The sequence below is a fragment of the Sphingobacterium multivorum genome (genome assembly GCF_900457465.1).
GTDB lineage: Bacteria > Bacteroidota > Bacteroidia > Sphingobacteriales > Sphingobacteriaceae > Sphingobacterium > Sphingobacterium multivorum.
The window spans coordinates 835,365-857,503 of the sequence record NZ_UAUU01000009.1; the positions used below are offsets into that span (position 1 = coordinate 835,365).

At 39.5% G+C, this 22,139-nt stretch carries 27 protein-coding genes; 17 read left to right on the plus strand and 10 right to left on the minus strand.

Going from position 1 to position 22,139, the window contains the following annotated elements; genetic code table 11:
- The first annotated feature begins 38 nt into the window (after window positions 1–38).
- The 6 genes from DTA23_RS15150 to DTA23_RS15175 all read left to right on the plus strand — a co-directional run bounded on the left by DTA23_RS15150 (window position 39) and on the right by DTA23_RS15175 (window position 7,207).
- Entirely contained in the window at window positions 39–908 is an 870-nt protein-coding gene (locus tag DTA23_RS15150) for a menaquinone biosynthesis family protein (RefSeq protein WP_070562601.1), read from the plus strand.
- Between the two features lie 257 nt (window positions 909–1,165).
- Window positions 1,166–4,453, plus strand: a complete 3,288-nt coding sequence (gene secA / locus DTA23_RS15155) for a preprotein translocase subunit SecA (protein WP_112375175.1) — start codon at window positions 1,166–1,168, stop codon at window positions 4,451–4,453.
- Between the two features lie 20 nt (window positions 4,454–4,473).
- A complete protein-coding gene (locus DTA23_RS15160) occupies window positions 4,474–4,932 on the plus strand; it encodes an SPOR domain-containing protein (RefSeq protein ID WP_088159759.1) in 459 nt (152 codons plus the stop codon).
- A 13-nt stretch (window positions 4,933–4,945) separates the two neighbouring features.
- Window positions 4,946–6,136: a M20 metallopeptidase family protein gene (locus DTA23_RS15165; protein WP_112375450.1), complete on the plus strand. Its 1,191-nt coding sequence runs from the start codon at window positions 4,946–4,948 to the stop codon at window positions 6,134–6,136.
- Between the two features lie 7 nt (window positions 6,137–6,143).
- Window positions 6,144–6,722: a hypothetical protein gene (locus tag DTA23_RS15170; protein WP_070562597.1), complete on the plus strand. Its 579-nt coding sequence runs from the start codon at window positions 6,144–6,146 to the stop codon at window positions 6,720–6,722.
- Complete coding sequence (locus DTA23_RS15175) at window positions 6,719–7,207, plus strand: GNAT family N-acetyltransferase (protein ID WP_070562594.1); 489 nt, start codon at window positions 6,719–6,721, stop codon at window positions 7,205–7,207. Before DTA23_RS15170 ends, DTA23_RS15175 begins: the two co-directional genes overlap by 4 nt.
- A gap of 9 nt (window positions 7,208–7,216) precedes the next feature.
- On the opposite strand, the gene DTA23_RS15180 is transcribed toward DTA23_RS15175, so the two are convergent.
- Window positions 7,217–8,521, minus strand: coding sequence for a M20/M25/M40 family metallo-hydrolase (locus DTA23_RS15180; protein WP_112375176.1), 1,305 nt, complete (start codon window positions 8,519–8,521; stop codon window positions 7,217–7,219).
- Window positions 8,522–8,768: 247 nt separating this feature from the next.
- Between DTA23_RS15180 and DTA23_RS15185 the strand changes: the two genes are divergently transcribed.
- The 3 genes from DTA23_RS15185 to DTA23_RS15195 are packed head-to-tail and all read left to right on the plus strand — an operon-like array spanning window position 8,769 to window position 9,616.
- Window positions 8,769–9,083 carry a rhodanese-like domain-containing protein gene (locus tag DTA23_RS15185; protein WP_070562591.1) on the plus strand — a complete coding sequence of 105 codons (315 nt, stop codon included), beginning with the start codon at window positions 8,769–8,771 and terminating at the stop codon, window positions 9,081–9,083.
- Between the two features lies 1 nt (window position 9,084).
- Window positions 9,085–9,384, plus strand: a complete 300-nt coding sequence (locus DTA23_RS15190) for a hypothetical protein (protein ID WP_046672585.1) — start codon at window positions 9,085–9,087, stop codon at window positions 9,382–9,384.
- Window position 9,385: 1 nt separating this feature from the next.
- Window positions 9,386–9,616, plus strand: coding sequence for a DUF6358 family protein (locus DTA23_RS15195; protein WP_070562589.1), 231 nt, complete (start codon window positions 9,386–9,388; stop codon window positions 9,614–9,616).
- A 33-nt stretch (window positions 9,617–9,649) separates the two neighbouring features.
- Here the strand turns inward: DTA23_RS15195 and gcvT are convergent, their stop codons facing one another.
- The 6 genes from gcvT to DTA23_RS15225 form a co-directional block, all read right to left on the minus strand.
- The gene (gene gcvT, locus DTA23_RS15200; protein WP_070562585.1) at window positions 9,650–10,732 is read right to left on the minus strand and encodes a glycine cleavage system aminomethyltransferase GcvT; all 1,083 of its coding nucleotides are present in this window, start codon (window positions 10,730–10,732) and stop codon (window positions 9,650–9,652) included.
- A gap of 80 nt (window positions 10,733–10,812) precedes the next feature.
- Window positions 10,813–11,631 (minus strand): DUF6929 family protein, encoded by an 819-nt coding sequence (locus tag DTA23_RS15205; protein WP_112375177.1) that lies wholly within the window; start codon window positions 11,629–11,631, stop codon window positions 10,813–10,815.
- Window positions 11,625–12,317, minus strand: a complete 693-nt coding sequence (locus tag DTA23_RS15210; RefSeq protein ID WP_112375178.1) for a pseudouridine synthase — start codon at window positions 12,315–12,317, stop codon at window positions 11,625–11,627. Before DTA23_RS15210 ends, DTA23_RS15205 begins: the two co-directional genes overlap by 7 nt.
- Window position 12,318: 1 nt before the next feature.
- Window positions 12,319–12,687, minus strand: coding sequence for a DUF4359 domain-containing protein (locus tag DTA23_RS15215; protein ID WP_046672590.1), 369 nt, complete (start codon window positions 12,685–12,687; stop codon window positions 12,319–12,321).
- A 140-nt stretch (window positions 12,688–12,827) separates the two neighbouring features.
- Window positions 12,828–13,325, minus strand: a complete 498-nt coding sequence (locus DTA23_RS15220) for a DUF4112 domain-containing protein (protein WP_112375179.1) — start codon at window positions 13,323–13,325, stop codon at window positions 12,828–12,830.
- A 2-nt stretch (window positions 13,326–13,327) separates the two neighbouring features.
- Window positions 13,328–14,044 carry an SIMPL domain-containing protein gene (locus DTA23_RS15225; RefSeq protein WP_046672592.1) on the minus strand — a complete coding sequence of 239 codons (717 nt, stop codon included), beginning with the start codon at window positions 14,042–14,044 and terminating at the stop codon, window positions 13,328–13,330.
- A gap of 162 nt (window positions 14,045–14,206) precedes the next feature.
- Between DTA23_RS15225 and DTA23_RS15230 the strand changes: the two genes are divergently transcribed.
- Both DTA23_RS15230 and DTA23_RS15235 read left to right on the plus strand, forming a co-directional pair.
- The gene (locus DTA23_RS15230) at window positions 14,207–14,398 is read left to right on the plus strand and encodes a cold-shock protein (protein WP_046672593.1); all 192 of its coding nucleotides are present in this window, start codon (window positions 14,207–14,209) and stop codon (window positions 14,396–14,398) included.
- 176 nt (window positions 14,399–14,574) lie between these two features.
- A complete protein-coding gene (locus DTA23_RS15235) occupies window positions 14,575–14,769 on the plus strand; it encodes a quinol oxidase subunit 4 (RefSeq protein WP_112375180.1) in 195 nt (64 codons plus the stop codon).
- A gap of 151 nt (window positions 14,770–14,920) precedes the next feature.
- Here the strand turns inward: DTA23_RS15235 and DTA23_RS15240 are convergent, their stop codons facing one another.
- The 3 genes from DTA23_RS15240 to DTA23_RS15250 all read right to left on the minus strand — a co-directional run bounded on the left by DTA23_RS15240 (window position 14,921) and on the right by DTA23_RS15250 (window position 16,608).
- The gene (locus DTA23_RS15240; protein WP_112375181.1) at window positions 14,921–15,409 is read right to left on the minus strand and encodes a DUF805 domain-containing protein; all 489 of its coding nucleotides are present in this window, start codon (window positions 15,407–15,409) and stop codon (window positions 14,921–14,923) included.
- 241 nt (window positions 15,410–15,650) lie between these two features.
- Window positions 15,651–16,373 carry a DNA repair protein RecO gene (gene recO, locus DTA23_RS15245; RefSeq protein ID WP_112375182.1) on the minus strand — a complete coding sequence of 241 codons (723 nt, stop codon included), beginning with the start codon at window positions 16,371–16,373 and terminating at the stop codon, window positions 15,651–15,653.
- Complete coding sequence (locus DTA23_RS15250; protein ID WP_112375183.1) at window positions 16,357–16,608, minus strand: signal peptidase; 252 nt, start codon at window positions 16,606–16,608, stop codon at window positions 16,357–16,359. Before DTA23_RS15250 ends, recO begins: the two co-directional genes overlap by 17 nt.
- A gap of 217 nt (window positions 16,609–16,825) precedes the next feature.
- Between DTA23_RS15250 and rpmB the strand changes: the two genes are divergently transcribed.
- From rpmB to bshC, 6 genes are all read left to right on the plus strand, one after another.
- Window positions 16,826–17,059, plus strand: a complete 234-nt coding sequence (gene rpmB, locus DTA23_RS15255) for a 50S ribosomal protein L28 (RefSeq protein ID WP_046672597.1) — start codon at window positions 16,826–16,828, stop codon at window positions 17,057–17,059.
- Between the two features lie 76 nt (window positions 17,060–17,135).
- Window positions 17,136–17,318: a 50S ribosomal protein L33 gene (gene rpmG, locus DTA23_RS15260; protein WP_002998409.1), complete on the plus strand. Its 183-nt coding sequence runs from the start codon at window positions 17,136–17,138 to the stop codon at window positions 17,316–17,318.
- A gap of 85 nt (window positions 17,319–17,403) precedes the next feature.
- The gene (locus DTA23_RS15265) at window positions 17,404–17,532 is read left to right on the plus strand and encodes a DUF4295 family protein (RefSeq protein WP_370445111.1); all 129 of its coding nucleotides are present in this window, start codon (window positions 17,404–17,406) and stop codon (window positions 17,530–17,532) included.
- Window positions 17,533–17,671: 139 nt separating this feature from the next.
- Window positions 17,672–18,634 (plus strand): signal recognition particle-docking protein FtsY, encoded by a 963-nt coding sequence (gene ftsY / locus DTA23_RS15270; protein WP_046672598.1) that lies wholly within the window; start codon window positions 17,672–17,674, stop codon window positions 18,632–18,634.
- A gap of 18 nt (window positions 18,635–18,652) precedes the next feature.
- Window positions 18,653–19,990 carry a 30S ribosomal protein S12 methylthiotransferase RimO gene (rimO, locus tag DTA23_RS15275; protein WP_070562563.1) on the plus strand — a complete coding sequence of 446 codons (1,338 nt, stop codon included), beginning with the start codon at window positions 18,653–18,655 and terminating at the stop codon, window positions 19,988–19,990.
- Between the two features lie 361 nt (window positions 19,991–20,351).
- The gene (gene bshC / locus DTA23_RS15280; RefSeq protein WP_112375184.1) at window positions 20,352–21,941 is read left to right on the plus strand and encodes a bacillithiol biosynthesis cysteine-adding enzyme BshC; all 1,590 of its coding nucleotides are present in this window, start codon (window positions 20,352–20,354) and stop codon (window positions 21,939–21,941) included.
- Window positions 21,942–22,139 lie beyond the last annotated feature (198 nt).

A 22,139-nucleotide genomic window follows, 5' to 3' on the forward strand; every position in this document is an offset into this window, starting at 1 on the left:
TAAACCCCATCTGACCCACGGGAAAAATTTTGTACAACATGAAATTAACATTAGGATTTTCTCCATGTCCAAACGATACATTTATTTTTGATGCATTGATTCATCATAAGATAGATACCAAAGGACTGGATTTTGAGGTGGAATATCAAGATGTGGAGACCTTGAACCTGAAAGCTTTTCAAGGCGATCTTGACATTACCAAGCTGAGCTATCATGCCTTTGCCTACGCTGTTGAAGATTATGAGTTGCTCGATGCAGGGAGTGCTTTAGGATTTGGTGTAGGGCCTATGCTGATTACGAAGGATCCGAAATTAGCAAAATTGCTGCAGCAAAAATTAGATCGGGCCGAAAGTTTAGATGGGTTTGATCAATTGAAAGTAGGGTATCCAGGGAAATATACCACGGCTAATTTTTTGTTAAGCCTGGCATTCCCCGAATTAAAAAATAAAGTAGAACTTGTTTTTTCGGATATTGAAGGAGCTTTACTGGATGGATCCATCGACTTAGGGTTGATTATTCATGAAAATAGGTTCACCTATGCCGAAAAAGGACTGCATAAGGTGGTGGATCTGGGTGAGTATTGGGAGAAGACGACAAAATTTCCGATTCCTCTTGGAGGAATTGTCGTAAAACGTAGTCTGCCACAAGAAGTGAAGGAGACGTTGAATACGATTTTGAAAGAAAGTGTAGAATTTGCATTTGCCAATCCGAAATCTGGGCTTGAATTCATTCGTGCACATGCACAGGAAATGAGTGAAGAGGTGATGTACAAGCATATTGAACTTTATGTCAATAAATATTCAGTAGCATTGGGGCTTGAAGGACGTGATGCAATTACGAAGATGTTTGAAAAGGCACAGGAACTGGGATTCATTCCGCATTCAGACCGTAAGTTGTTTTTATCATAAATTGACTGTCGGTTTAAAGCTCATATTGCTCAGAAAAACTTCACGTCAAGATGGCGTAAAAGGGGATAAATAGGTAGAGGATTCTTGCAGGCTGTAAGGAACTGACATTTTCAATAAAAATAACGTAAAAAAAATGGATGTAAGCTGTTAGATATCATATCTAATAACTAAATTTGCCCGATTAGTGTCAAATTGTCTGCAATTTTACTTTGGAGTCATTATTGTACAAAATCTTAAGTTGAGATAGAAAAAAAATTATGTTAAAGTTTTTAAGTAAATTATTTGGAAGTAAATCCGAGAGAGATATCAAGGGAATTCAGCCTGTGGTAGACCAAATCAAAGCTGAATATGAGAAGCTTTCAAATCTAACCAATGACGAGTTACGTGCCAAGACCGTTGATTTCAAAGAAAGAATTAAAAATTACCTAGCCGATATTGACCAAGAAATTGACACGCTTAAAAAAGAAGCGGATCAAGACGAGGACGATATGGCAAAGAAAACTTCTATTTACGAGCAAGTGGACAAATTGTCCAAAGACCGTGACAAGAAGTTGGAAGAGGTATTGAAGGATATTTTGCCGGAGGCATTTGCCGTGGTAAAAGAAACTTCAAGACGTTTGACAGAAAACGAAGAATTAGAAGTTACTGCCAACGATTTTGACAGAGAATTGGCTGTTTACAAATCAAACGTTATCATCAATGGTGATAAGGCGATTTGGAAAAACAAATGGATGGCTGCAGGTACTGAGGTCACTTGGAACATGGTACACTATGATGTCCAATTAATCGGTGGTATTGTATTGCACAGTGGTAAAATTGCCGAGATGGCAACCGGTGAGGGTAAAACGTTGGTAGGAACATTACCGACCTATCTAAATGCTCTTTCTGGTCAAGGCGTACACATTGTAACGGTGAATGATTACCTTGCTCGTCGTGACTCGGAGTGGAATGCTCCGTTATTTGAGTTCCATGGGCTATCTGTTGACTGTATTGATAAACATCAGCCGAATTCCCCGCAACGTCGTAAAGCTTATCAATCGGATATCGTATATGGTACGAATAACGAGTTTGGTTTCGATTATCTACGTGATAATATGGTTCAGACTCCGGACGCATTGGTGCAAGGAAAATTACACTTTGCCATGGTCGATGAGGTTGACTCCGTATTGATTGATGATGCCCGTACACCATTGATTATCTCAGGTCCGATTCCTCGTGGCGATCAACACGAATTCTACCAATTAAAACCACGTATCGAGCGTTTGGTGCATGTACAGAAAGCGTACATCAATACCGTCTTGAATGATGCTAAAAAAGCGCTGGCGGCAGGTGATTCTGACGTTGAAGGCGGCGGTTTGGCATTATTAAGAGCGTACAGAGGTTTGCCTAAAAATAAAGCATTAATCAAGTTCTTAAGCGAAGGCGCTAATCGTTCGATCTTACAAAAAGTAGAAAACTACTATATGCAAGAGCAAAATAAAAATATGCCTAAAGTAGATGCAGAACTTTATTTTGTGATTGATGAAAAGAACAACCAAGTAGAATTGACAGAAAAAGGTATCGAGTTGATTACAGCAACAGGCGAAGATCCTTCATTCTTTATTTTACCGGATGTTGGTACTGAGATTGCCGAAATTGAAAAGTCTTCGTTGACTTTGGAAGAAAAGGCAGCTCAGAAAGAAGATATGTTGCGCGATTATTCGATTAAAGCAGAGCGTATCCACTCGATCAACCAGTTGTTAAAAGCATATACCTTGTTTGAAAATGATGTTGAATATATCGTTGATGAAGGTAAAGTGAAAATTGTCGATGAGCAAACAGGTCGTATCATGGATGGCCGTCGTTACTCAGATGGTCTGCACCAGGCGATCGAAGCAAAGGAGAATGTGAAAGTAGAAGATGCGACACAAACTTACGCAACGATTACATTGCAAAATTACTTCCGCATGTACCACAAACTTTCGGGTATGACGGGTACAGCGTCGACAGAGGCCGGTGAGCTTTGGGAAATTTATAAATTGGATGTCGTAGAAATTCCGACAAATCGTGGAATCCAACGTGATGATCGTCAAGATTTGATCTATCGTACGGCCCGTGAAAAATACAATGCTGTAGCTGAAGAAATCCAACGATTAACAGAGCAGGGACGGCCAGTATTGGTCGGTACCACATCGGTTGAAATTTCGGAGTTATTGAGCCGTATGCTTCAATTACGTAAGATCAAGCATAACGTATTAAATGCGAAGTTACACCAAAAAGAAGCTGATATCGTCGCTGAAGCTGGACGCCCAGGACAAGTAACCATTGCGACGAACATGGCTGGTCGTGGTACGGATATTAAATTGACCGAAGAAGTTAAAAAAGCTGGTGGTCTTGCCATTATCGGTACCGAAAGACACGAATCTCGTCGTGTTGACCGTCAGTTACGTGGTCGTGCCGGTCGTCAGGGAGATCCAGGTTCTTCGCAATTCTTCGTTTCTTTGGAAGATAACTTGATGCGCTTATTCGCTTCAGAGAGAATCTCTAACATCATGGTGAAAATGGGTGTTGAAGAGGGCGAGGTGATGCAACATAGTATGTTGACCAAATCCATCGAACGCGCACAGCGTAAAGTGGAGGAGAATAACTTCGGTATCCGTAAACGTCTATTGGAATACGATGATGTAATGAACTCCCAACGTACCGTAATTTATTCGAAACGTAAAAATGCTTTGTTTGGAGAACGTTTAGACGTGGATTTGAACAACATGATTTTTGATGTTGCAGAAGAAATTGTCGTTGAAGCAAAAGAGCAAGGTAATTACGAAGATTTCCAAATCGAAGTAATCCGTATTTTTGCGATCACACCAGAAATTACAGCAGAAGAATTTGCACAGGGTAAAATTGAAGGCTTGACTGATCGTCTTTTTGAGCATGCAATTAACGCTTACCACCATAAAATTGAGGCCGTTGGTGCTTTGACAGTTCCTGTATTGAATAATGTATATGCGGAAAGAGGTCAGATCGTCGAAAATGTCGTTATTCCATTTACGGATGGTATCCGTGGCATTCAAGTTTCGGCGAATTTGAAAAAAGCCATCGAAAGCAACGGTAAAGAAGTTTTCAAATCTTTTGAAAAAGGAATCGTATTGGCATTAATCGATGAGGCTTGGAAAGAGCACCTGCGTGAAATGGATGATTTGAAACAATCGGTTCAAAATGCTGTTTATGAACAAAAGGATCCGATTATCATTTATAAAATGGAGGCATTTGATTTGTTTAAATCGATGTTGGCTTCAATGAATAAGGATGTCGTTAGCTTTATTTTCAAAGGAGAGATCCCTGGTCAAGAACCGACTTCTATGCAAGCGAGACAAGTACAGCAGGCTCCAGTAAAAACGATTGAAACGAAAGCTGAATTGGCTTCGCCTACAGGTGTGAGTGAGGAGGATGTGAATGAAGGTCCAAAAGAACCTGTTCGTAACGAGAATACTGTTGGACGCAATGACGAATGTCCTTGTGGTTCAGGAAAAAAATATAAAAATTGCCACGGCGCAAATAACTAATCGATAAGAAAGGTTAAACTATGCTGAAGAGAGGATTGATTTTCATACATGCACTTGTGTTGTTTGCGCTAGTTCAGGTAAACGCACAAGAAAAAGGTGGAGTAATTGTAACCAAAGATTCATTGATTACACAGCTTCAAAATTTCAGGGCAGCTATGGGGATCAATCCTGTCGAAAGCAAAGCGACAGTAGTTCCTGCTAAACCCGTTGTCCGCTCAGCGGCGACGCGGGTCAAAGTAAGGGGATTCCGTGTACAGATCTTTGCTGGATCGAATCGGAATCAGGCATTTTCGGAGCAGACACGTTTCCGAAGTATGTATAAAGATATTGATACCTATATCACCTATGATGAACCCAATTATCGCGTCAAGGTAGGTGATTTTAGAAGTCGCTCTGAAGCAAATGCCTTCATGCGCGAGTTACGTCAATATTTTAGCAACGTCTTTGTTTTTTCAGAGAACGTTTTTGTATATCAATAAATCAATCAACCTTATGGCAAGTACGAAAGAAAAAGTCCTGGCCTTAGCTCATCAATATTTTGAAGATACGGTTTCCAACCGTAGACATCTTCATCAGAATCCTGAACTTTCCTTCGAAGAATACAATACCTCGGCATTTGTAAAAAAGCAATTGGATGAATTGGGAATTCCTTATGAGGCTAAAGCTGATACGGGGATTGTCGCTTTAATCAAAGGTGACCTACCCTCAGATGAAGTTATCGCGTTGCGCGCAGATATGGATGCTTTACCAATTCAAGAAGTGGAGGGGCGTTCATATGGTTCCAACACCCCAGGAGTGATGCATGCCTGTGGCCATGATGTACATACCTCCTCACTTTTGGGGACAGCTAAAATATTGAATAGCCTAAAAGCCGAATTTGGAGGAACGATCAAATTGATCTTCCAGCCTGGCGAAGAGCGCTTGCCAGGAGGAGCTTCCTTAATGATCAAAGAGGGCGCTTTGCAGAATCCTGCCCCCTCAGCCATAATAGGTCAGCATGTGATGCCCTTTATTGAGGTAGGCAAGGTTGGTTTCCGTGAGGGAAAATATATGGCTTCCTGCGATGAACTGTTTATGACAGTCAAAGGCAGGGGCGGGCATGGTGCGCACCCGCATCAAAATATTGATCCAATTGTTATTACAGCACAGATCATTACCGCTTTGCAGCAGATTGCTAGTCGTTTTGCAGATCCACGTACACCGACTGTGCTATCTTTTGGAAAGATTATGGCCAACGGAGCTACAAATATTATTCCTGACCAGGTTTATCTGGAAGGTACATTTCGCACATTTGATGAGGAGTGGCGTGCTGAAGCACATGCGCGCATGGTAAAGATTGCTGTGAGCATTGCTGAAAGTATGGGAGCGACTTGTGAATTTGAAGTCCGTAAGGGCTATCCTTTTCTAATCAATGAGCCCCAATTGACTAAAAGTGCACGGACATTTGCAGAAGAGTATCTCGGTAAGGAAAATGTGGTAGACTTAGATCTATGGCCTGCTGCGGAGGATTTTTCCTATTATTCACAAGAAATTAATGCTTGTTTCTATCGTTTGGGTACAGGTAATGCAGCACGTGGTATCTCTTCAGCTGTCCATACGCCGACCTTTGACGTGGATGAGACTTCTTTGGAGATTAGTACGGGGTTGATGGCATACATTACCTTGCGTAGGCTCGGTTATTAAATTATATATGTCATCTCATCACATTGTTCGAGAGAATCAGGAACCTGCATTACTGATTGAAGACCTTTTCCTCATCGACGAAGAGGGCTTGGGGCAGCTGCTGGAATGGAGCCCCACAATTGTCATTGAGGCGGAAACCATCGATTTATTGGATGCGCGTGGTTATAAGTTCGATATCGTTTTTACAAAAAAATCCATTAACGATTCACAGGAAAATTTAAAGATCATTTCCTATGATAATGATTTTCTAAAGACGGCTATAGAATACCTGATAGCACATCAATACAAAGCGGTGAATATCCTGACTGATCAGCTTGATGTGGCTTATTACCAGCCCTATCTGGAGCAGATTAATATTGTGCTTATCTCTAAAGGAGTTCGCTATTGTTTTGTGACAACAGGCTTCACCAAATGGAAGCCTACAGGGGAAAGAATCCGAATTGAGGGCCTTGATGCTGATGAAAAAAACACGCACGAAGGCTTGATTAAGATCAATGACAACGAATACGAAATGGAAAAAGACGGCTTATTTGTCCTTAAATTTTCCCATATAAAATACATTTTAATAGGAGAAAAGATTGCATGATAACAATAGAATTGGCAGAACAAAGCGATATCAGAAGCATTTCAAATATGGCGCATAGTATTTGGCCTGTTACTTATGGAGAGATACTTTCACAAGATCAAATTGACTTTATGCTCGAAAAAAGCTATACCGTTGAGGGACTTGCAGAAAGTATGGTTAATGGCCAATTTTTTTATGTCTTGAAAGAAGATGGTATCGGTCAGGGATTTATTGCCTTGCGAACTCTTGAGGATCGTGTACGTATTGAAAAGCTCTATTTGATGCCCAATGTGCAAGGAAAAGGCTTCGGAAAGGCGCTGATAGACTTCGCTTCAGAAAAAACCATCTTAAAGGGTAAAGGGATTCTTGAATTGAACGTAAATAGAAATAACCCTGCTTACCATTTCTATTTGAAGCAGGGCTTTGAGATCATTGAAACGATTGATATTCCTTATTATGATTATGTTCTAAACGATTATGTCATGCAAAAAGAAGTAAAAGCTTAGGCCTGTCGCCTAATCTTTTAGTTTTTCGACCCGTGAAGGTGTTTGTTTGCCTGTTACAATTCCGGAGGTGCCTATGGCGATCGCTTCTATACTGGAAATGATATTCTGAACATTCAATGTAGACACTTCATCTTTTACGGTATGGTAATATTCATCCTTATCCATTTGGGATGTTGAAAATGAATGCGCAGGCACACCTTTGGCTGCCAATACCGCATTATCGTTTCGATAAAAGAGATTTTGTTTGGTATATGGATCAGGATAGAATCGGAAATTTGTATTTTTTAAATTTTCCTGCATTAATTCACCAAGATTCGACTGATCGTATCCTGTAATATACACTGTATTGGGACCGAATTTGGAATCTTTTCCGATCATTTCCATATTGATCATAGCGACTACCTGGTCAGCATTGATGTGGTTGGAAAAATATTTTGAGCCATACATGCCCAGTTCTTCTGCCGTAAAAGCGACGAAAATAAGGGTCCTTTCATTATTATTTTGTTTTTTGTAGTAATCTGCCAGGGTTAACATTGCGGTCACACCTGAGGCATCGTCATCGGCGCCATTGGCAATAGAATCTTGGCCTACTGCCTTAAGGATGCCAATATGATCGTAATGTCCCGAAAAGATAACGTATTCGTTCGGTTTACTTTTCCCGGGGATTATTCCTGCCACGTTAAACAAGGGGAAATTTTGAAGCTTCCGTTCAATATGAATTTGAAAAGTTTGGGGTTTCTCCGCTGTTAAAAGGTAGACAATTGATGGTTTTTGTTTGGAGGGGTCCTCTATAAATTTAGGAGAGTTGAGCATTTGACCAAAACGCACAAAATAGCTTTCAAAGGAGGGGTCTACCAATACAAGTGTATTTTCTTTGGCTAGAGAATGTTCTCTAAATACTTTCGCAAAATCATCGCCCGATTTTATTTCGACGATGTTAAGGCTACTTCGATTATCCCACTGTAAATCAACGTGGTTTCCAAGTGAAATAACATGGTCAGCTGGGATCAGCTGCTTATTGATGGTTGCGGATTTGCTTACCGGAGAGATTTTATCCAATTGGAATGTTTGCCTGTAATTTTGTTCTGCGTAGGGGCTAAGGCCTATTCTCTTCATTTCGGCAGCGATAAAATCTGCAGCTGGTTCGATGTCTTTTGTCAAAGCCGATCTCCCACGCATATCGTCAGCGGCTAGGGTATTGAGTATGCGGCTCACATCTTGGCGTTCCTGCTCGGAAATAACTTGCTGTCCATAGCTTACTGCCGAGAGTGCAAGTAAAGATATAGACAGTATAATTTTAGGTATTGAATTCATATAAAGCTTAGTAAAGTCTGGGTGAAGATAAGGAAAATTCTACAAGCGAATTGTGCAGACAATAAACTTCCTAAAATGATCCATTTCAAATGATCCGATGACAGGCAAAACCCATCTAAGATTTCTAATGCCGTTAATACACTAAAAATTGAGCCTACTCTTAGCAACATCGACTGATTTTGAGCATCCAGGAAAGCGAACACTTTCGGAAAAAATGTAGTATATTTGACTATTAAATTGTTTGAAAATGAAAGAAGTATCTGTACAAGAATTAAAGAATAAAATCGATAACAACGAAGATTTTCAGTTGATAGACGTTCGTGAATCCTTTGAGTATGAAGTATCCAATTTAAATGGATTGAATATTCCACTTTCAGGTATACTGATCGAAGCTGATAAGATTGCGAAAGATAAACCTGTTATCGTACAATGCCGTTCTGGAAAACGTTCTGCACAGGCGATTATGTTATTGGAACAACAGGGTTTTGACAATCTTGCAAATTTAAAAGGCGGAATTTTAGCTTGGAAAGAGGAAATCGATCCAGAGTTAGACGTTTATTAAGATGAAAAATTTGGAGCATCAGACTAAGCAAGCTTTCTTGTTTAGTCTTGCTTTTTATAGCGTAGCTATTTTAGCGCGATTATTTAACCTTGGTATATTCCCCATATTAGGTAGCCTTTCCATTCTATTGTCTCTCCTATGGGTAATATTGGTTCTACGGGAAATCATGCTTTCGAGGACAATTTCTAACACAGAAAGGATGCTGATGGCTTTGACGATTGTTTTATTAAACATTGTTGGTGGAGCATTCTATTTCTTTGGCGGATGGAGACAGCGGGTATTGGGATTAATAAAAAAGTGATATGTTAAAGTATTTTTTTCTAAATATAGTGTTGAGTTTGGCTATTGTATTTTTAGTTTACAGTGGTTTTGAAGGGTATAAGGCCGGCAACATGCTGGTAACGGGATTATCCATCGCCTTTTTGGTGGTTTTGATCTATCTCCGTGTTGTTTTAAGCAAACGGGTTCGATCACTTATTCAGCAAAAAGAAAGCGGTAAACAACAACTTATTACAAAACAAAAGAAGAAGTAATAAAAAAAGCCTGCTTTAAGCAGGCTTTTTTTATTACTTCACAAATGGTGGTTTTGTTACTTTTGCTTTTATTTTTTGATTACGGATCAGAATGAAGATCTCGGTGCCGTCTTTTGAAAAGGCTGTGTCCACATAACCTAAACCGATTGATTTTTTCAATGTTGGTGATTGTGTACCTGAAGTCACACGTCCAATTACATTTCCATCAGCATCAACAATTTCGTAATCATGACGAGGAATGCCTCTGTCAATCATTTCGAAACCAACTAGCTTTTTCTTTAGACCAGCTTCTTTTTCCGCTTTAAGCGCCGCAGAATTCACAAAGTCTTTTGTAAACTTCGTTACCCAGCCTAAACCGCCTTCTAAAGGAGAGGTATTATCGTCGATGTCATTTCCGTATAGGCAGAAACCCATTTCTAGACGTAAAGTATCACGGGCACCTAAACCAATAGGTTTGATTCCATAAGCTTTACCGGCTTCGAAAATAGCATCCCATACTTTTTGGGCATCTTCATTGGCCACATAGATTTCAAAACCTCCAGCTCCCGTATATCCTGTTGCAGAAACCAACACATTCTCTACGCCCGCAAATGTACCTTTTGCAAAGGTATAATATTCCATTGGAGCTAATTCGATGTCGGTAAGCGATTGAAGTGCATCTGCAGCCTTAGGACCTTGTACCGCGAATAAGGAGGTTTGATCAGAGATATTCTTCATCTCCACACCAGCTGTATTGTATTTGGAGATCCAGTTCCAGTCTTTCTCAATATTTGACGCATTCACAACCAAAAAATATGTCTTATCGTCTATACGGTATGTTAGGAAGTCATCAACTACACCGCCAGTTTCATTGGGGATATAAGCATATTGAACTTTGCCATCGTATAATTTTGACACATCATTGGAAGAGATTTTTTGAAGTAGATCCAGGGCTTTTTCCCCTTTTAGGATGAATTCACCCATGTGGCTTACATCAAAAACTCCTACACCTGTGCGAACTGTTTCGTGCTCATCATTGATGCCTGTGTATTGTACGGGCATGTTGAAGCCTGCAAAGGGAACCATTTTTGCTCCTAAAGCAATGTGCGTCTCCGAAAGGGCAGTATTTTTTAACATAAAAATTAAGTTTTAATCAGCTACAAATTTAATAAAATATACGTGATTCCTCACTGTGAATCCATTTTAGAACAATCGATTTAATTGCTTACCCGGAGCGAATAGATGGTCATATGATCATCTTCGCTATCGGTATCTTCACATAGCAGGAACATTAGGCCTTGGGCCGTTTCCTCTTTCAATGTGATTCCTTCAAATTTATGCTTTTCGGGAATTTCGAATGTCTCGGGTTTGCCGGAAAGATCGGAAGGTATTTTTCCAAGAAGAGAACCACTGATCTCTCCATCCAGATAAGTCGATTTTGCATTTTCGGCGGTAGCAATAAAATAGATTTCATTTCCAACCAGGGTCGCATCTGAGAAACCTGTCGATATGCCATTGAGCTTGGGTAGTTCAATCGGGATACAGCGGGATTGTTCGGCAGCAAGCGGATGATACTCTAAAATGGCATTTATGCCTTTAGGGCCATTTCCCCGGTTAAAAAATAAGATCTTATCTTTTAAATGAACTACGCCTTCAATATTGAAGTCTTCTTTGGAAATATTGAATTTTTCCATTAAGGAAGAATAGATGTTACTGTAGTCTTCCTGAAGGACTGTTTTGCCGTCCCAAATAAAACGAGTGTTTCTGTTTGGGGTAGAACCAGAGCCATAAAGATAATAGCGGCTTCCATCGAAAGTGATCGATTCCAAATCCATTTTAGCTGCTTTAGCCCTATTTTCCATCGGATCAGACTGCCGTAGTGCCGTTTTAGACAACTTTTGGTCTGTGATACTATAGCTGTAGATATAATTGCTATTGTCAGAAACGATATGTATCTGCCTGTTCTGGTAGACGATACCGGAAGCTGCGGTAATACCGGATATGCTGATAAAGGCTTCGAGAATCAATTTTAACATATCGCGTTGAGGTTTAATATTTCCAATACCCGGATGAAATCGGGTTGTAGGGGTGCTTTGATATGAACGTCTTCGCCCGATAATGGATGTTTAAAGGTCAGTTCCGACGCATGCAATAGCATGGTATCCATTTGGTAGGCTTCTTTCCAGAACCTGTTTTGTTTGTTGCATCCGTGCGGACGATCGCCGATAATGGGATGAAAGATATGTGCAAAATGGCGACGTAACTGATGCATACGACCCGTAATTGGGTTGGCTTCGACGAGACTGTATCGTGCTGTCGGAAATTTTCCGAAGGGAACGGCCAACTCGCCTTGAGCAAGTAAGCGAAAAGATGTTTGTGCTTCCTGAACGGTGCCATCGTCCCTTTTTAAGGGATAGTCAATCAGGCCTTCTGCTGGCGCGAAGCCCCTCAGAACAGCGAGGTATTTTTTGTCGATCTTACGCTCCTGAAAACTTTTTTGTAAGTATTGGTCCGTCTCCTTATTTAATGAAAATAACAGAATGCCTCCGGTCTTCCGGTCCAAACGATGTGCGGGATAAACGGTTTTTCCTAATTGGTCCCGAAGGAGCTGTAGGGCAAACGCTGAAGCATCGCGCGCAATAGCAGATCGGTGCACCAATAGTCCATGTGGTTTATTGATTGCAACGATGGATTCGTCTTGATAAAGTATTTCTAAAGGCATGTTAAATCTTTTTCAATGCAGCAATAATTTCGTCGGCCTTTTCATCAATTTTTGGGCTCAGCCAGATGTATTTAAAAGCTCCGCCACCGATAATCTGTTCTGTACCCTGCCATTTTATTTTGGTTAGCGAAAACAAATAGTAGTTGTCGACCACAACGGAACTTTGGATAAATTTATCGACGATGTCATTTCCGAAGAGCTGCATCCCCAATCCGAAAAACTCTTGATCTTTCGCATGAAGCTGGCTTTTCAATAGCTGTTCAGCTTTCGCGCGTACAACCTTTTCGTGTTCCTCTTTGCTTGGGTTAGTCAAAATTGCGGCCAGCATGATGACGATCAAAATCAGTGAAAATATTCTTTTTTTGCTCATTTTAAATTTGAGATTAAGTTCTGGATGTCATAACACGATGACTATCGCGATCAAAATTATTAAATAGATATTAGATATGGGCAACTGTTTTAAGAGAAATGCGAAGGATTCTGCCCTATAGGTGAAGCAAGGAGGTTTATTTAGAATCCGAGGGTATTCAATAGCGAGAATGCCCAAGAGAACAACGTCCAGATAAGATAAAATGTAACACCGATGAATAAGAAGAAGACCGTTAGAATACTGATGATTATACCGATACCCGAGCCTGAATGCTTGCCTTCGTAGTAATGTTGTCGTAATAATTTGATGTTCTTTTCATTGGCCTTGCTAAAAAAATCAAAAAAGTTTCCGAGGAAAGGAATGCTACCCAAAACAGCATCAATCGAGATATTGAGTAACATGCGTATGACTAATTTTGGACTGGCGCCATTACGCCACATGGCTATGACAAGAACCAGAGAGGTTCCGAAGCCCGCTATCGCGCCACCTAAGGGGATGAGATTCAAGACTGGATCAAGTCCGAAGCGAAAGGTTCCAATCTTGAATTGATTATCCATTAACCAAGATATTCGGTCAATCCAACCGAAATCTTGGTCAATTTGTTTTAATTTATCTGCTGGAGTTTTTTCCCTATGCATGATTACAATAACTCAAATGAAGCGCTGATTTCACTCGTAACTTTCATCGGTCTGATATTTAAATCTAACCCACTGTCACCAGCGCTGTCTGCTGCTTCGGCCATAGCACCTTTATACATGGCATTACGCATCATCGGTTGTACGCCAAATATAATTTGTTGTGGTGTTTCAGATAATACGATCGCTTTACCAATTTTTTGGCCTGCGGCTTCTGCCAAAATTTGAGCATTGACTTTTGCATCCAATACCGCCTTGGTTTTTAAACTTTTTTCCAACTCCTTTTTCTTCGAATAATCATATTCGCTAATATAGGTGCTTTGGATACCGGCTTTGTCAACACCGTCTAATAGTTGGCCCAAATTGTTCAAGTTGGTTACCTTAATACGGTATTGTCTGGAGAGCAAGATATCGGTGTCTTTTTTCTTTTTATCCGGAACATTATAGCTCCAGATATTCTGGATGGTAAAATCTTCTTTTTTTACACCCGCTTTTGTCGCCGAATCGAACAGATCTTTTTCTAGCTTTTCTATTGCGGCCTTTTTCTTCGTGTTACCGTTCTCATAAAACTCTTTTAGGGTAACATCAATATAGATAATATCTGGTGTTACTTCTTCTTCTGCACGGCCTACCGTAGATACAAATTCTTTATTAACCATTTGTTGCGCGTTTACTTGGGTCATCAAACCTAAAAAGGCTAGTCCTAATAGTATTTTTTTCATATTTTTCGTATTTAACTTTTTATAATAATACGATTGCCATTATCGCATTGCTACAAGATTGGAGCCAAAGTTTATGAAAAAGTTTAACGGATAAAAAAAATAAAAAGGTTAAGATTTTTGATTTTATTTCTCTACCTTTAGGGAAATTAATAATATAGTGCCATGCAAGAAGGTAAAGTAAAATTCTTTAATGAGACCAAAGGTTTCGGTTTCATCATCCCTAACTCAGGCGAGAGCGAAATTTTTGTTCACGTTTCTGGATTAGTAGACAAAGTTCGTGAGAATGACAATGTATCTTACGAAGTTGAACAAGGCCGTAAAGGTCTTAATGCGGTAAATGTAAGAGTTATCTAATTAGATTCAAGATATATTTATTGTGAAAAGGCCTATGCGAACAGCATGGGCTTTTTTATTTTATGGGAAATCTGCGCCCTTAGAAAAGGAAATTTTAGGGCAGGGCGTATTTATTTGCTTCAGTAAATAATTTGGACTGATAATTGTAATAGGGTATTTAAAAATAGTTAGTGAAGATGAAACGTATTATAGTATTGGGGCTGTCTGTTGTTATCGCGCTATCCATGTCGGCCTGTTATTCTGCCCATCATCACCATGGTCATGGCCGTGGTCCGAAAAGAATGCCTCCTGGGCATGCTAAAAAATACTATGGTGAGCAGTCGGCACGTGATTTTGCTCCAGGACAACAAAAGAAAAAGCATAGACATTAATTTTTTATTGGATTGCATTCGACGAGCGTATACATGTTTGTAGGCTATCGAATATTTTCTTTTGACGACCATTGATGTGGTATAGAGAAGAAGCAAAATAATATAAAAAAAGCTTTCACAATTGTGAAAGCTTTTTTTATGCTGTTAGCATCTAAGCAAAAGGATCTTTATCAGGTGCTGGTGGCGTAGGATTTGATGGTTGTGAACTTCCAAATGGGTCCTGTGGCAGAGAAGAACCGAAGGGATCTTGGCTTTGAGTAAAAGGATGATTTGTTACGTTTTCCAGCGCTTTGGGATCTGGACCATATTGATTTGAAGCCTTGTCGCCTTCCAGTACCAATAAGTAAAGCAGGTAGATCCAACCAATAAATGGAATCAATGCAACTAATATAAACCAGCCTGATTTATTGGTGTCATGTAATCTTCGGACCGTAACGGCTATTCCAGGAATTAGTAAAGCTAAACTTACTAAACCTGAGACATACGTAAATAAGCTTGCAATTTGTCCAAGTATTGCAAATATTGCGCTAATGATGAGATTTGCAAGGAAAAACATCCAATATTCCTTACGGCGAGCCCTTCCTTCAAAGTTGGCATAGTTGTCTCGAACAACCTTTAAAAAGTTTTCTTTAAGTTCCATATTTTAAGACTTTTTTAGGTGAAAATGATGCTAGTAAATCAAAATGTTATTTCAATTTTGTTACAATAAATGTACCAAGAATTTATCTGGGAGGATAGTTTATGTTGGCAAGTGGTTGATTGCCAGCGCTGTGTTTGCCCTGTTTTTTTGTTTAGGATGTTTCACGTTTCACCGGAGATATTTATTCCCCGTTATCCAAGGGGCGCCTATTGGACCTTTTAAATAGAAAGCTGAAATTAATTTATCTAAAAATCTCTTCGAGGATATAGAGCGATTTTATTTCTTTAAAATTTGTGCGGTGGAGACGATAGAAGTCGAGCACTTTTTCCAGCAGGAATTGTCGATCAGAAGCGGTCATTTTTATGCGGTCACAATTCGAATATTCGGATTCGATTAAATTTCTGAAAATTGACGTATGTGGTTCCTGTAATACAAGCGGGTGTTCAGGAAGGCTATCGGAGAAGGTAGCTTCATGAAGATTAAAATAAGGGTGGGCCTGTTTTGATTCAGCGGGATAAAACCCGAGAAAGCGGGTTAGCTTGATTAAAAAAACAAGATGGAAATTGGCCAGATTTAAATGCGTTTCATCTAGCCAACGTACAGACTGATGGATGAATTCAAAAAGATAATCGTCATTTTCTTGTTCCTTCAGAATTTTATAGAGTATTTCATTCAGAAAAAGTGCGAGCGAGCTTTTAACAATATCATAAGGTATTTCTTGCAAGACAGGGACTTGACGCGCTTCGGAGATCCGCTGTAAAGAACCATTATCTTTATGTGTAGCGACAATTTCCAGTAAATGTAAGGGTTGAAGAATATTGGCCTTGATCTTTGCTTTGGGCTTCCTTGCGCCCGTAATGAGATAGGATTGCATACCAAACTGTTCGGTGTATATCTGCGCCACAAGGCTACTCTCCGAATAGTTGGTTGTTTTTAAGACTATACCCCTAGTTTTGTTCAGCATCTCCTTCTTTATCTTTTTTATGCGATTCTTCACGCATCTCCATAATGGCATTTCGGTCTACCTTACGAATCATGCGATAGATTAAAGTCAGGACACCGATACTAAATGCAATAACTCCGACAAGCATAGCAAGTTTATACCAGTTGGAACGCTGTTCCATGAGATAATATCCCAAGATCACAAGTACGACACCAATGATTATTTCCCTTAAGCCCTTGCGAAGATATTTGTTCATAAATGTGAATTGTTGAAAACTATTTTTCTTTACAGAGCAAATATAATACAATAAAATCCTTTATTTTTGCCCTTACCATTCCTATGTAGAACTATTTTTAAAAATAATTCCAATTATCTTGTTGCTTATCCAAAAAAAAATATAGATATTTGCAAACTCTTTGCAGAGAGTGCAAAGGATTAACATATTGTAATAAAGACAACAAAAAAATAATATCATGTCAAGAATTTGTGATTTAACAGGCAAAGCGGCGTTAACAGGAAATAACGTTTCTCACTCAAACGTTAAAACTAAACGTAAATTCTATCCAAATTTACAAACGAAACGTTTTTACATTCCAGAAGAAGATCGTTGGATTACGTTGAAAGTATCTACTTCTGCTATCAAGACTATCAATAAGAACGGGATTACAGCAGCGATCAATAAATTTATCGTTAAAGGGTCAATCTAATTGATTGTCGCGCCTGTTACATTAAGATTATTCATGAATTTCAATCCTATAATAGGATTCAAAATAAAGTAAAACAATGGCTAAAAAAGGAAATAGAGTACAAGTTATCTTAGAATGTACTGAACACAAAGAAAGTGGTCTTCCGGGAATGTCTCGTTACATCACTACTAAAAACAAAAAGAACACAACTGAGCGTTTGGAATTGAAAAAATTCAACCCAGTATTGAGAAAAGTTACTGTTCATAAAGAAATTAAGTAAGTCACACATCTTAGCACTTGAAAGAGAGGCTAAGTAAAATATTAATATACCATGGCAAAGAAAGCAGTTGCATCGTTACAAAAAGGTGGCGGTAAAGAATTTACAAAGGTTATTATTACTACTAAATCTGCAAAAAACTGGCGCGTATACTTTCAAAGAAGGTATGGTTCACAACGATAAAGTGAAAGACGTCGTTGCTGCAGCTCAAAAATAACGAGTAGCATTTTCCTTTTTTAAAGTTTTTCTTTAAAAAGAATTCGATAAAAATAGCCGTTTTGGTATCCTACCGAAAGGGCTTTTTTTGTTGAGGACATTTGTTTATATTTGAACATCAATTTTCACTACTACACTCCATGGGATTATTTGATTTTTTTAAGAAAAAACCACAAACACAAGAAGAAGAACAGGCCTTAGACAAAGGTTTGGAAAAAACAAAAGAAGGCTTTCTTTCCAAGATTACAAAAGCTGTCGTTGGTAAATCAACAGTAGATGACGATGTGCTGGATAATCTGGAAGAGGTTTTGGTTACTTCTGATGTTGGGGTTACGACTACCTTAAAAATCATTGATCGCATACAGGCCCGTGTTGCCCGAGATAAGTACGTTTCTACTTCTGAGCTCAACAATCTCCTGAAAGAAGAAATTCAAACGCTACTGGCAGAGAACAATAGTGCTGATTTCGAGAATTTCAATTATGGCGATCATAAACCATACGTTATTATGGTTGTAGGTGTCAATGGGGTTGGCAAGACAACGACTATTGGCAAACTGGCTCATCAGCTGAAACAAGCTGGAAGCAAAGTTGTATTGGGGGCAGCGGATACCTTTCGGGCGGCTGCTGTTGATCAACTTAAATTATGGGGTGAGCGTGTTGGCGTGCGTGTTGTCGCTCAGGCCATGGGCTCGGATCCTGCTTCAGTGGCTTATGATACCGTGAAATCGGCAGTAGCAAATGGCGAAGATGTGTGTATCATTGATACCGCAGGCCGTTTGCACAATAAGGTTGGGCTAATGAATGAGCTCACGAAGATTAAGAATGTTATGCAAAAGGTTGTTCCAGGTGCACCACATGAAATCTTGTTGGTCTTGGACGCATCAACAGGGCAAAACGCCATTGAGCAATGTACGCAATTTACACAGGCAACCGATGTGAACGCTTTAGCATTGACGAAACTCGATGGAACGGCGAAGGGCGGGGTGGTTATTGGTATATCTGATCAATTTAAGATCCCGGTGAAATATATTGGTGTAGGTGAAAAAATTGGTGATCTTCAGTTGTTTAACAAAAAGGAATTTGTCGACTCCCTTTTCAAATAGAGTCTACCGTCTAATCATATGAAGACAAAATACGCGAAACCAGCCCCTTTGATAAATAAACCACGTGTCAATGTGGTAACCTTGGGCTGTTCGAAAAATATTCACGATAGTGAAGTCCTGATGGGCCAGTTAAAGGGCAATCAGATGGAAGTCGTGCATGAAGCATCCAATATACAAGCGAATGATATTGTCGTAATCAATACCTGCGGTTTTATTGATAATGCCAAACAGGAGTCAATTGATGCGATCTTACAATATTCGGATCTAAAAGATCAGGGTAAAATCAACAAAGTGATCGTTACAGGTTGTCTTTCTGAGCGATATAAGCCGGAGTTACAGGCTGAAATCCCCAATGTTGATGCCTTTTTCGGTACGAACGATTTACCGGAGCTATTGTCATCCATTGGTGCTGATTATCGACACGAGTTATTGGGTGAGCGCTTATTGACAACACCTTCGCATTTTTCTTACTTTAAGATTGCTGAAGGATGTAATCGTCCCTGCTCTTTTTGTGCAATTCCCCTGATGCGTGGTAAACACGTTTCTAAATCCATTGACGATCTTGTCAAAGAGGCAAAATTTCTTGCGTCGAACGGCACGAAAGAATTGATTCTGATTGCACAAGACCTGACCTATTATGGCTTAGATATTTATGGAAAGCGCAATCTTTCTGATTTAATGCGCCATTTGTCAGATGTTGATGGTATCGAATGGATCAGACTGCAGTATGCCTATCCTTCGGGTTTCCCAATGGATATTTTGGACGCAATGAACGAACGTTCGAATATCTGTAATTACTTGGATATGCCACTACAACATATATCTGATCCGATGTTGAAGTCTATGCGAAGAGGTACAACAAAACAGAAACAGATTGATCTTGTCAACGCAATACGTGACAAAGTTCCAGATATCGCTTTGCGTACAACATTAATTTGTGGTTATCCAGGTGAAACTGAACAGGATTTTCAGGAGATGTTGGATTGGGTTGAAGAAACCCGTTTTGACAGATTAGGGTGTTTTACCTATTCTCATGAAGAAAAGACGCACGCACATTCTCTGGAGGACGATGTTCCACAGGAAGTAAAAGAAGGACGGGTGGAAGCCATCATGGAAATACAGCAAGGTATTTCGTACGATATCAATCAGTCCAAAGTCGGTAATACCTATAAAGTACTGGTTGATCGGGTAGACGGCGATTACTTTATTGGCCGGACAGAATACGATTCTCCGGAGGTCGACAATGAGGTCTTGATTCCCGCGGTAGATTCTTATGCACGCATTGGTGATTTTGTTCAGGTAAAAATCGACCGAGCTGAAGATTTCGATCTATATGGTGAGATTGTAAGGAAATAAGTATAAAAGCTTATAGATGATACTATAAACAAACGGGCCTCCCTTAGTCAAGGGAGGCCCGTTTGTTTATAGGCAATTGTCAGTAAAATGATATAATTTAAAAGCGGGACAAGCTTTTTGTGAAAATTCACTATTTTGTCGGGGCAAACTAGATACATTTGTAAACGTACAATCCCCATTTTAAACAATCTATAGCCGTTTAAAATCAGATTCAAGAAAGCCTGTAGTTTCAGGATGAATCAGCCTTCTGATTGAAATTGAAAATAGGTTCTATTAACGGAAAAGATTCACTGCCATGTCAGGTTGCTTTGGGGGATTTCGTTATCAATTAAGAATAGAGAATAATTAATAAAATTTGCAGATGAAGGCAACTTATATTGAATATAGTGAAACAAATAGCTTCTCCAAGACTTTATTAGCCTATTTGGCACATGATGAAGCCTTAAAACCTTTTGTTGGGAATTGGCCTACCTGGGCTGGTTTTGAAAAGCAATTGAACGAAAAGAAGAAATTTGAACACAGGGAAATTCTTGTTGAGCGTCTTAAAAAACAATATGGCGAACTATTAAAGGATTCTCCTGCTGTAGCGGCCAATATAGAACTGTTGCTCGACCAAAATTCCTATACCATTACAACTGGGCATCAGCTCAATATTTTTACAGGGCCTTTATATTTTATTTTTAAAATCATGACGGCAATACGTTTGTCTGAAGATTTACATGCCAAGCATCCTGATAAAACGTTTATTCCAGTATATTGGATGGCAACTGAAGATCATGATTTTGAAGAGATCAACCACACCAAAGTCTTCGGTAAGAAAATTGCTTGGGATACTCCTGCTGTTTCTGCTACGGGGCGAATGGATACCGCAACAATCGTTGATGCTGTGAAGCAGTATACCAATATTTTAGGGCTTTCCGAAAATTCGACCAGGCTGACACGCATTGTAGAAGAAGCCTATTTGAACCATGATCGATTAGCAGATGCAACACGGTATATGGTCAATGAGTTGTTTAAGTCTTACGGTCTTTTGATCGTCGATGCAGATGACCGGGAATTGAAGGAACTGTTCAAGCCAATTATTAAGGAAGATATCTTCTCTGAAAAAAGCTTTAAGGCAATAACAGCGCGATCGGAAGAGTTGGAATCAAATGGTTTCTCTACCCAAGTGCATGCCCGTGAGATTAATTTCTTTTATTTGACGGACGAATTTAGAGAGCGTTTAGTACTGACTGCTGACGGCCGATACGAAGTATTGCACCAGCATATTTATTTTACCAAAGCAGAGCTGGAGCAGGAGATCGAGCGTTATCCAGAGCGTTTCAGTCCAAATGTGGTCATGCGGCCGATGTATCAAGAAATTATACTTCCCAATCTTGCTTATATTGGCGGTGGCGCCGAAATGGTCTATTGGATGCAGTTAAAATCCAACTTTGACCAATATCAGGTAGATTTTCCAATTTTGATCCCTCGTAACTCAGCAATGATTACCGAGGACAACGTTGCAGCTAAGTTGTTTCGTGTTGATCTTACATTTAAGAGTATTTTTCGGCCGGCAGAAGTGCTGAAAAAAGAGTATGTTCGACGTCATACCAAAGAACGACTGAATCTCAATGACGAATGGATGGAGCTGAACGCCATTTTTGGTAAGATAAGGTTAAGAACTCATAAAATAGATCCAAGTTTGGGTCCTAGCACTGAAGCCGTAAAAGCAAGGTTAAAGAAAGCGATCAATAATTTGGAGAAAAAGCTGATGAAAGCTGAGAAGCGGAACCATCAGCATGCTTTAACGGATATTGATAACGTGAAGGAAAAGCTTTTTCCGGGTGGAGGACTGCAGGAGCGCTCTGAAAATTTCGCTTTGCTTTATGTCAAATATGGTGATAGCCTCTTTAGGGACCTTTACAAGTACTTTAATCCATTGGATTTTAAGTTTACAATTTTATATTAGAAAGTCAGCTTCGGCTGACTTTTTTGTGATATTATTGGCCAGAAAGAATTTTCAGTTTGCGTTCTTTTTGTTACTGTCTGCTAAATCATGATGTTTGCAGTATCGGGATATTTCTATCCCTATATTAAAATACTTTTGTTGCCTTTTCCGATATTGTCTTTTTTTCCTAAAGAAGTTTCATTTTGTTTATATACACGT

What these genes read in the sequence shown, in the direction of transcription:
- DTA23_RS15150 (WP_070562601.1), top strand. Translation starts at nt 39, where the DNA reads ATGAAATTAACATTAGGATTTTCTCCATGTCCAAACGATACATTTATT.
- secA (WP_112375175.1), top strand. Translation starts at nt 1,166, where the DNA reads ATGTTAAAGTTTTTAAGTAAATTATTTGGAAGTAAATCCGAGAGAGAT.
- DTA23_RS15160 (WP_088159759.1), top strand. Translation starts at nt 4,474, where the DNA reads ATGCTGAAGAGAGGATTGATTTTCATACATGCACTTGTGTTGTTTGCG.
- DTA23_RS15165 (WP_112375450.1), top strand. Translation starts at nt 4,946, where the DNA reads ATGGCAAGTACGAAAGAAAAAGTCCTGGCCTTAGCTCATCAATATTTT.
- DTA23_RS15170 (WP_070562597.1), top strand. Translation starts at nt 6,144, where the DNA reads ATGTCATCTCATCACATTGTTCGAGAGAATCAGGAACCTGCATTACTG.
- DTA23_RS15175 (WP_070562594.1), top strand. Translation starts at nt 6,719, where the DNA reads ATGATAACAATAGAATTGGCAGAACAAAGCGATATCAGAAGCATTTCA.
- DTA23_RS15180 (WP_112375176.1), bottom strand. Translation starts at nt 8,521, where the DNA reads ATGAATTCAATACCTAAAATTATACTGTCTATATCTTTACTTGCACTC.
- DTA23_RS15185 (WP_070562591.1), top strand. Translation starts at nt 8,769, where the DNA reads ATGAAAGAAGTATCTGTACAAGAATTAAAGAATAAAATCGATAACAAC.
- DTA23_RS15190 (WP_046672585.1), top strand. Translation starts at nt 9,085, where the DNA reads ATGAAAAATTTGGAGCATCAGACTAAGCAAGCTTTCTTGTTTAGTCTT.
- DTA23_RS15195 (WP_070562589.1), top strand. Translation starts at nt 9,386, where the DNA reads ATGTTAAAGTATTTTTTTCTAAATATAGTGTTGAGTTTGGCTATTGTA.
- gcvT (WP_070562585.1), bottom strand. Translation starts at nt 10,732, where the DNA reads ATGTTAAAAAATACTGCCCTTTCGGAGACGCACATTGCTTTAGGAGCA.
- DTA23_RS15205 (WP_112375177.1), bottom strand. Translation starts at nt 11,631, where the DNA reads ATGTTAAAATTGATTCTCGAAGCCTTTATCAGCATATCCGGTATTACC.
- DTA23_RS15210 (WP_112375178.1), bottom strand. Translation starts at nt 12,317, where the DNA reads ATGCCTTTAGAAATACTTTATCAAGACGAATCCATCGTTGCAATCAAT.
- DTA23_RS15215 (WP_046672590.1), bottom strand. Translation starts at nt 12,687, where the DNA reads ATGAGCAAAAAAAGAATATTTTCACTGATTTTGATCGTCATCATGCTG.
- DTA23_RS15220 (WP_112375179.1), bottom strand. Translation starts at nt 13,325, where the DNA reads ATGCATAGGGAAAAAACTCCAGCAGATAAATTAAAACAAATTGACCAA.
- DTA23_RS15225 (WP_046672592.1), bottom strand. Translation starts at nt 14,044, where the DNA reads ATGAAAAAAATACTATTAGGACTAGCCTTTTTAGGTTTGATGACCCAA.
- DTA23_RS15230 (WP_046672593.1), top strand. Translation starts at nt 14,207, where the DNA reads ATGCAAGAAGGTAAAGTAAAATTCTTTAATGAGACCAAAGGTTTCGGT.
- DTA23_RS15235 (WP_112375180.1), top strand. Translation starts at nt 14,575, where the DNA reads ATGAAACGTATTATAGTATTGGGGCTGTCTGTTGTTATCGCGCTATCC.
- DTA23_RS15240 (WP_112375181.1), bottom strand. Translation starts at nt 15,409, where the DNA reads ATGGAACTTAAAGAAAACTTTTTAAAGGTTGTTCGAGACAACTATGCC.
- recO (WP_112375182.1), bottom strand. Translation starts at nt 16,373, where the DNA reads ATGCTGAACAAAACTAGGGGTATAGTCTTAAAAACAACCAACTATTCG.
- DTA23_RS15250 (WP_112375183.1), bottom strand. Translation starts at nt 16,608, where the DNA reads ATGAACAAATATCTTCGCAAGGGCTTAAGGGAAATAATCATTGGTGTC.
- rpmB (WP_046672597.1), top strand. Translation starts at nt 16,826, where the DNA reads ATGTCAAGAATTTGTGATTTAACAGGCAAAGCGGCGTTAACAGGAAAT.
- rpmG (WP_002998409.1), top strand. Translation starts at nt 17,136, where the DNA reads ATGGCTAAAAAAGGAAATAGAGTACAAGTTATCTTAGAATGTACTGAA.
- ftsY (WP_046672598.1), top strand. Translation starts at nt 17,672, where the DNA reads ATGGGATTATTTGATTTTTTTAAGAAAAAACCACAAACACAAGAAGAA.
- rimO (WP_070562563.1), top strand. Translation starts at nt 18,653, where the DNA reads ATGAAGACAAAATACGCGAAACCAGCCCCTTTGATAAATAAACCACGT.
- bshC (WP_112375184.1), top strand. Translation starts at nt 20,352, where the DNA reads ATGAAGGCAACTTATATTGAATATAGTGAAACAAATAGCTTCTCCAAG.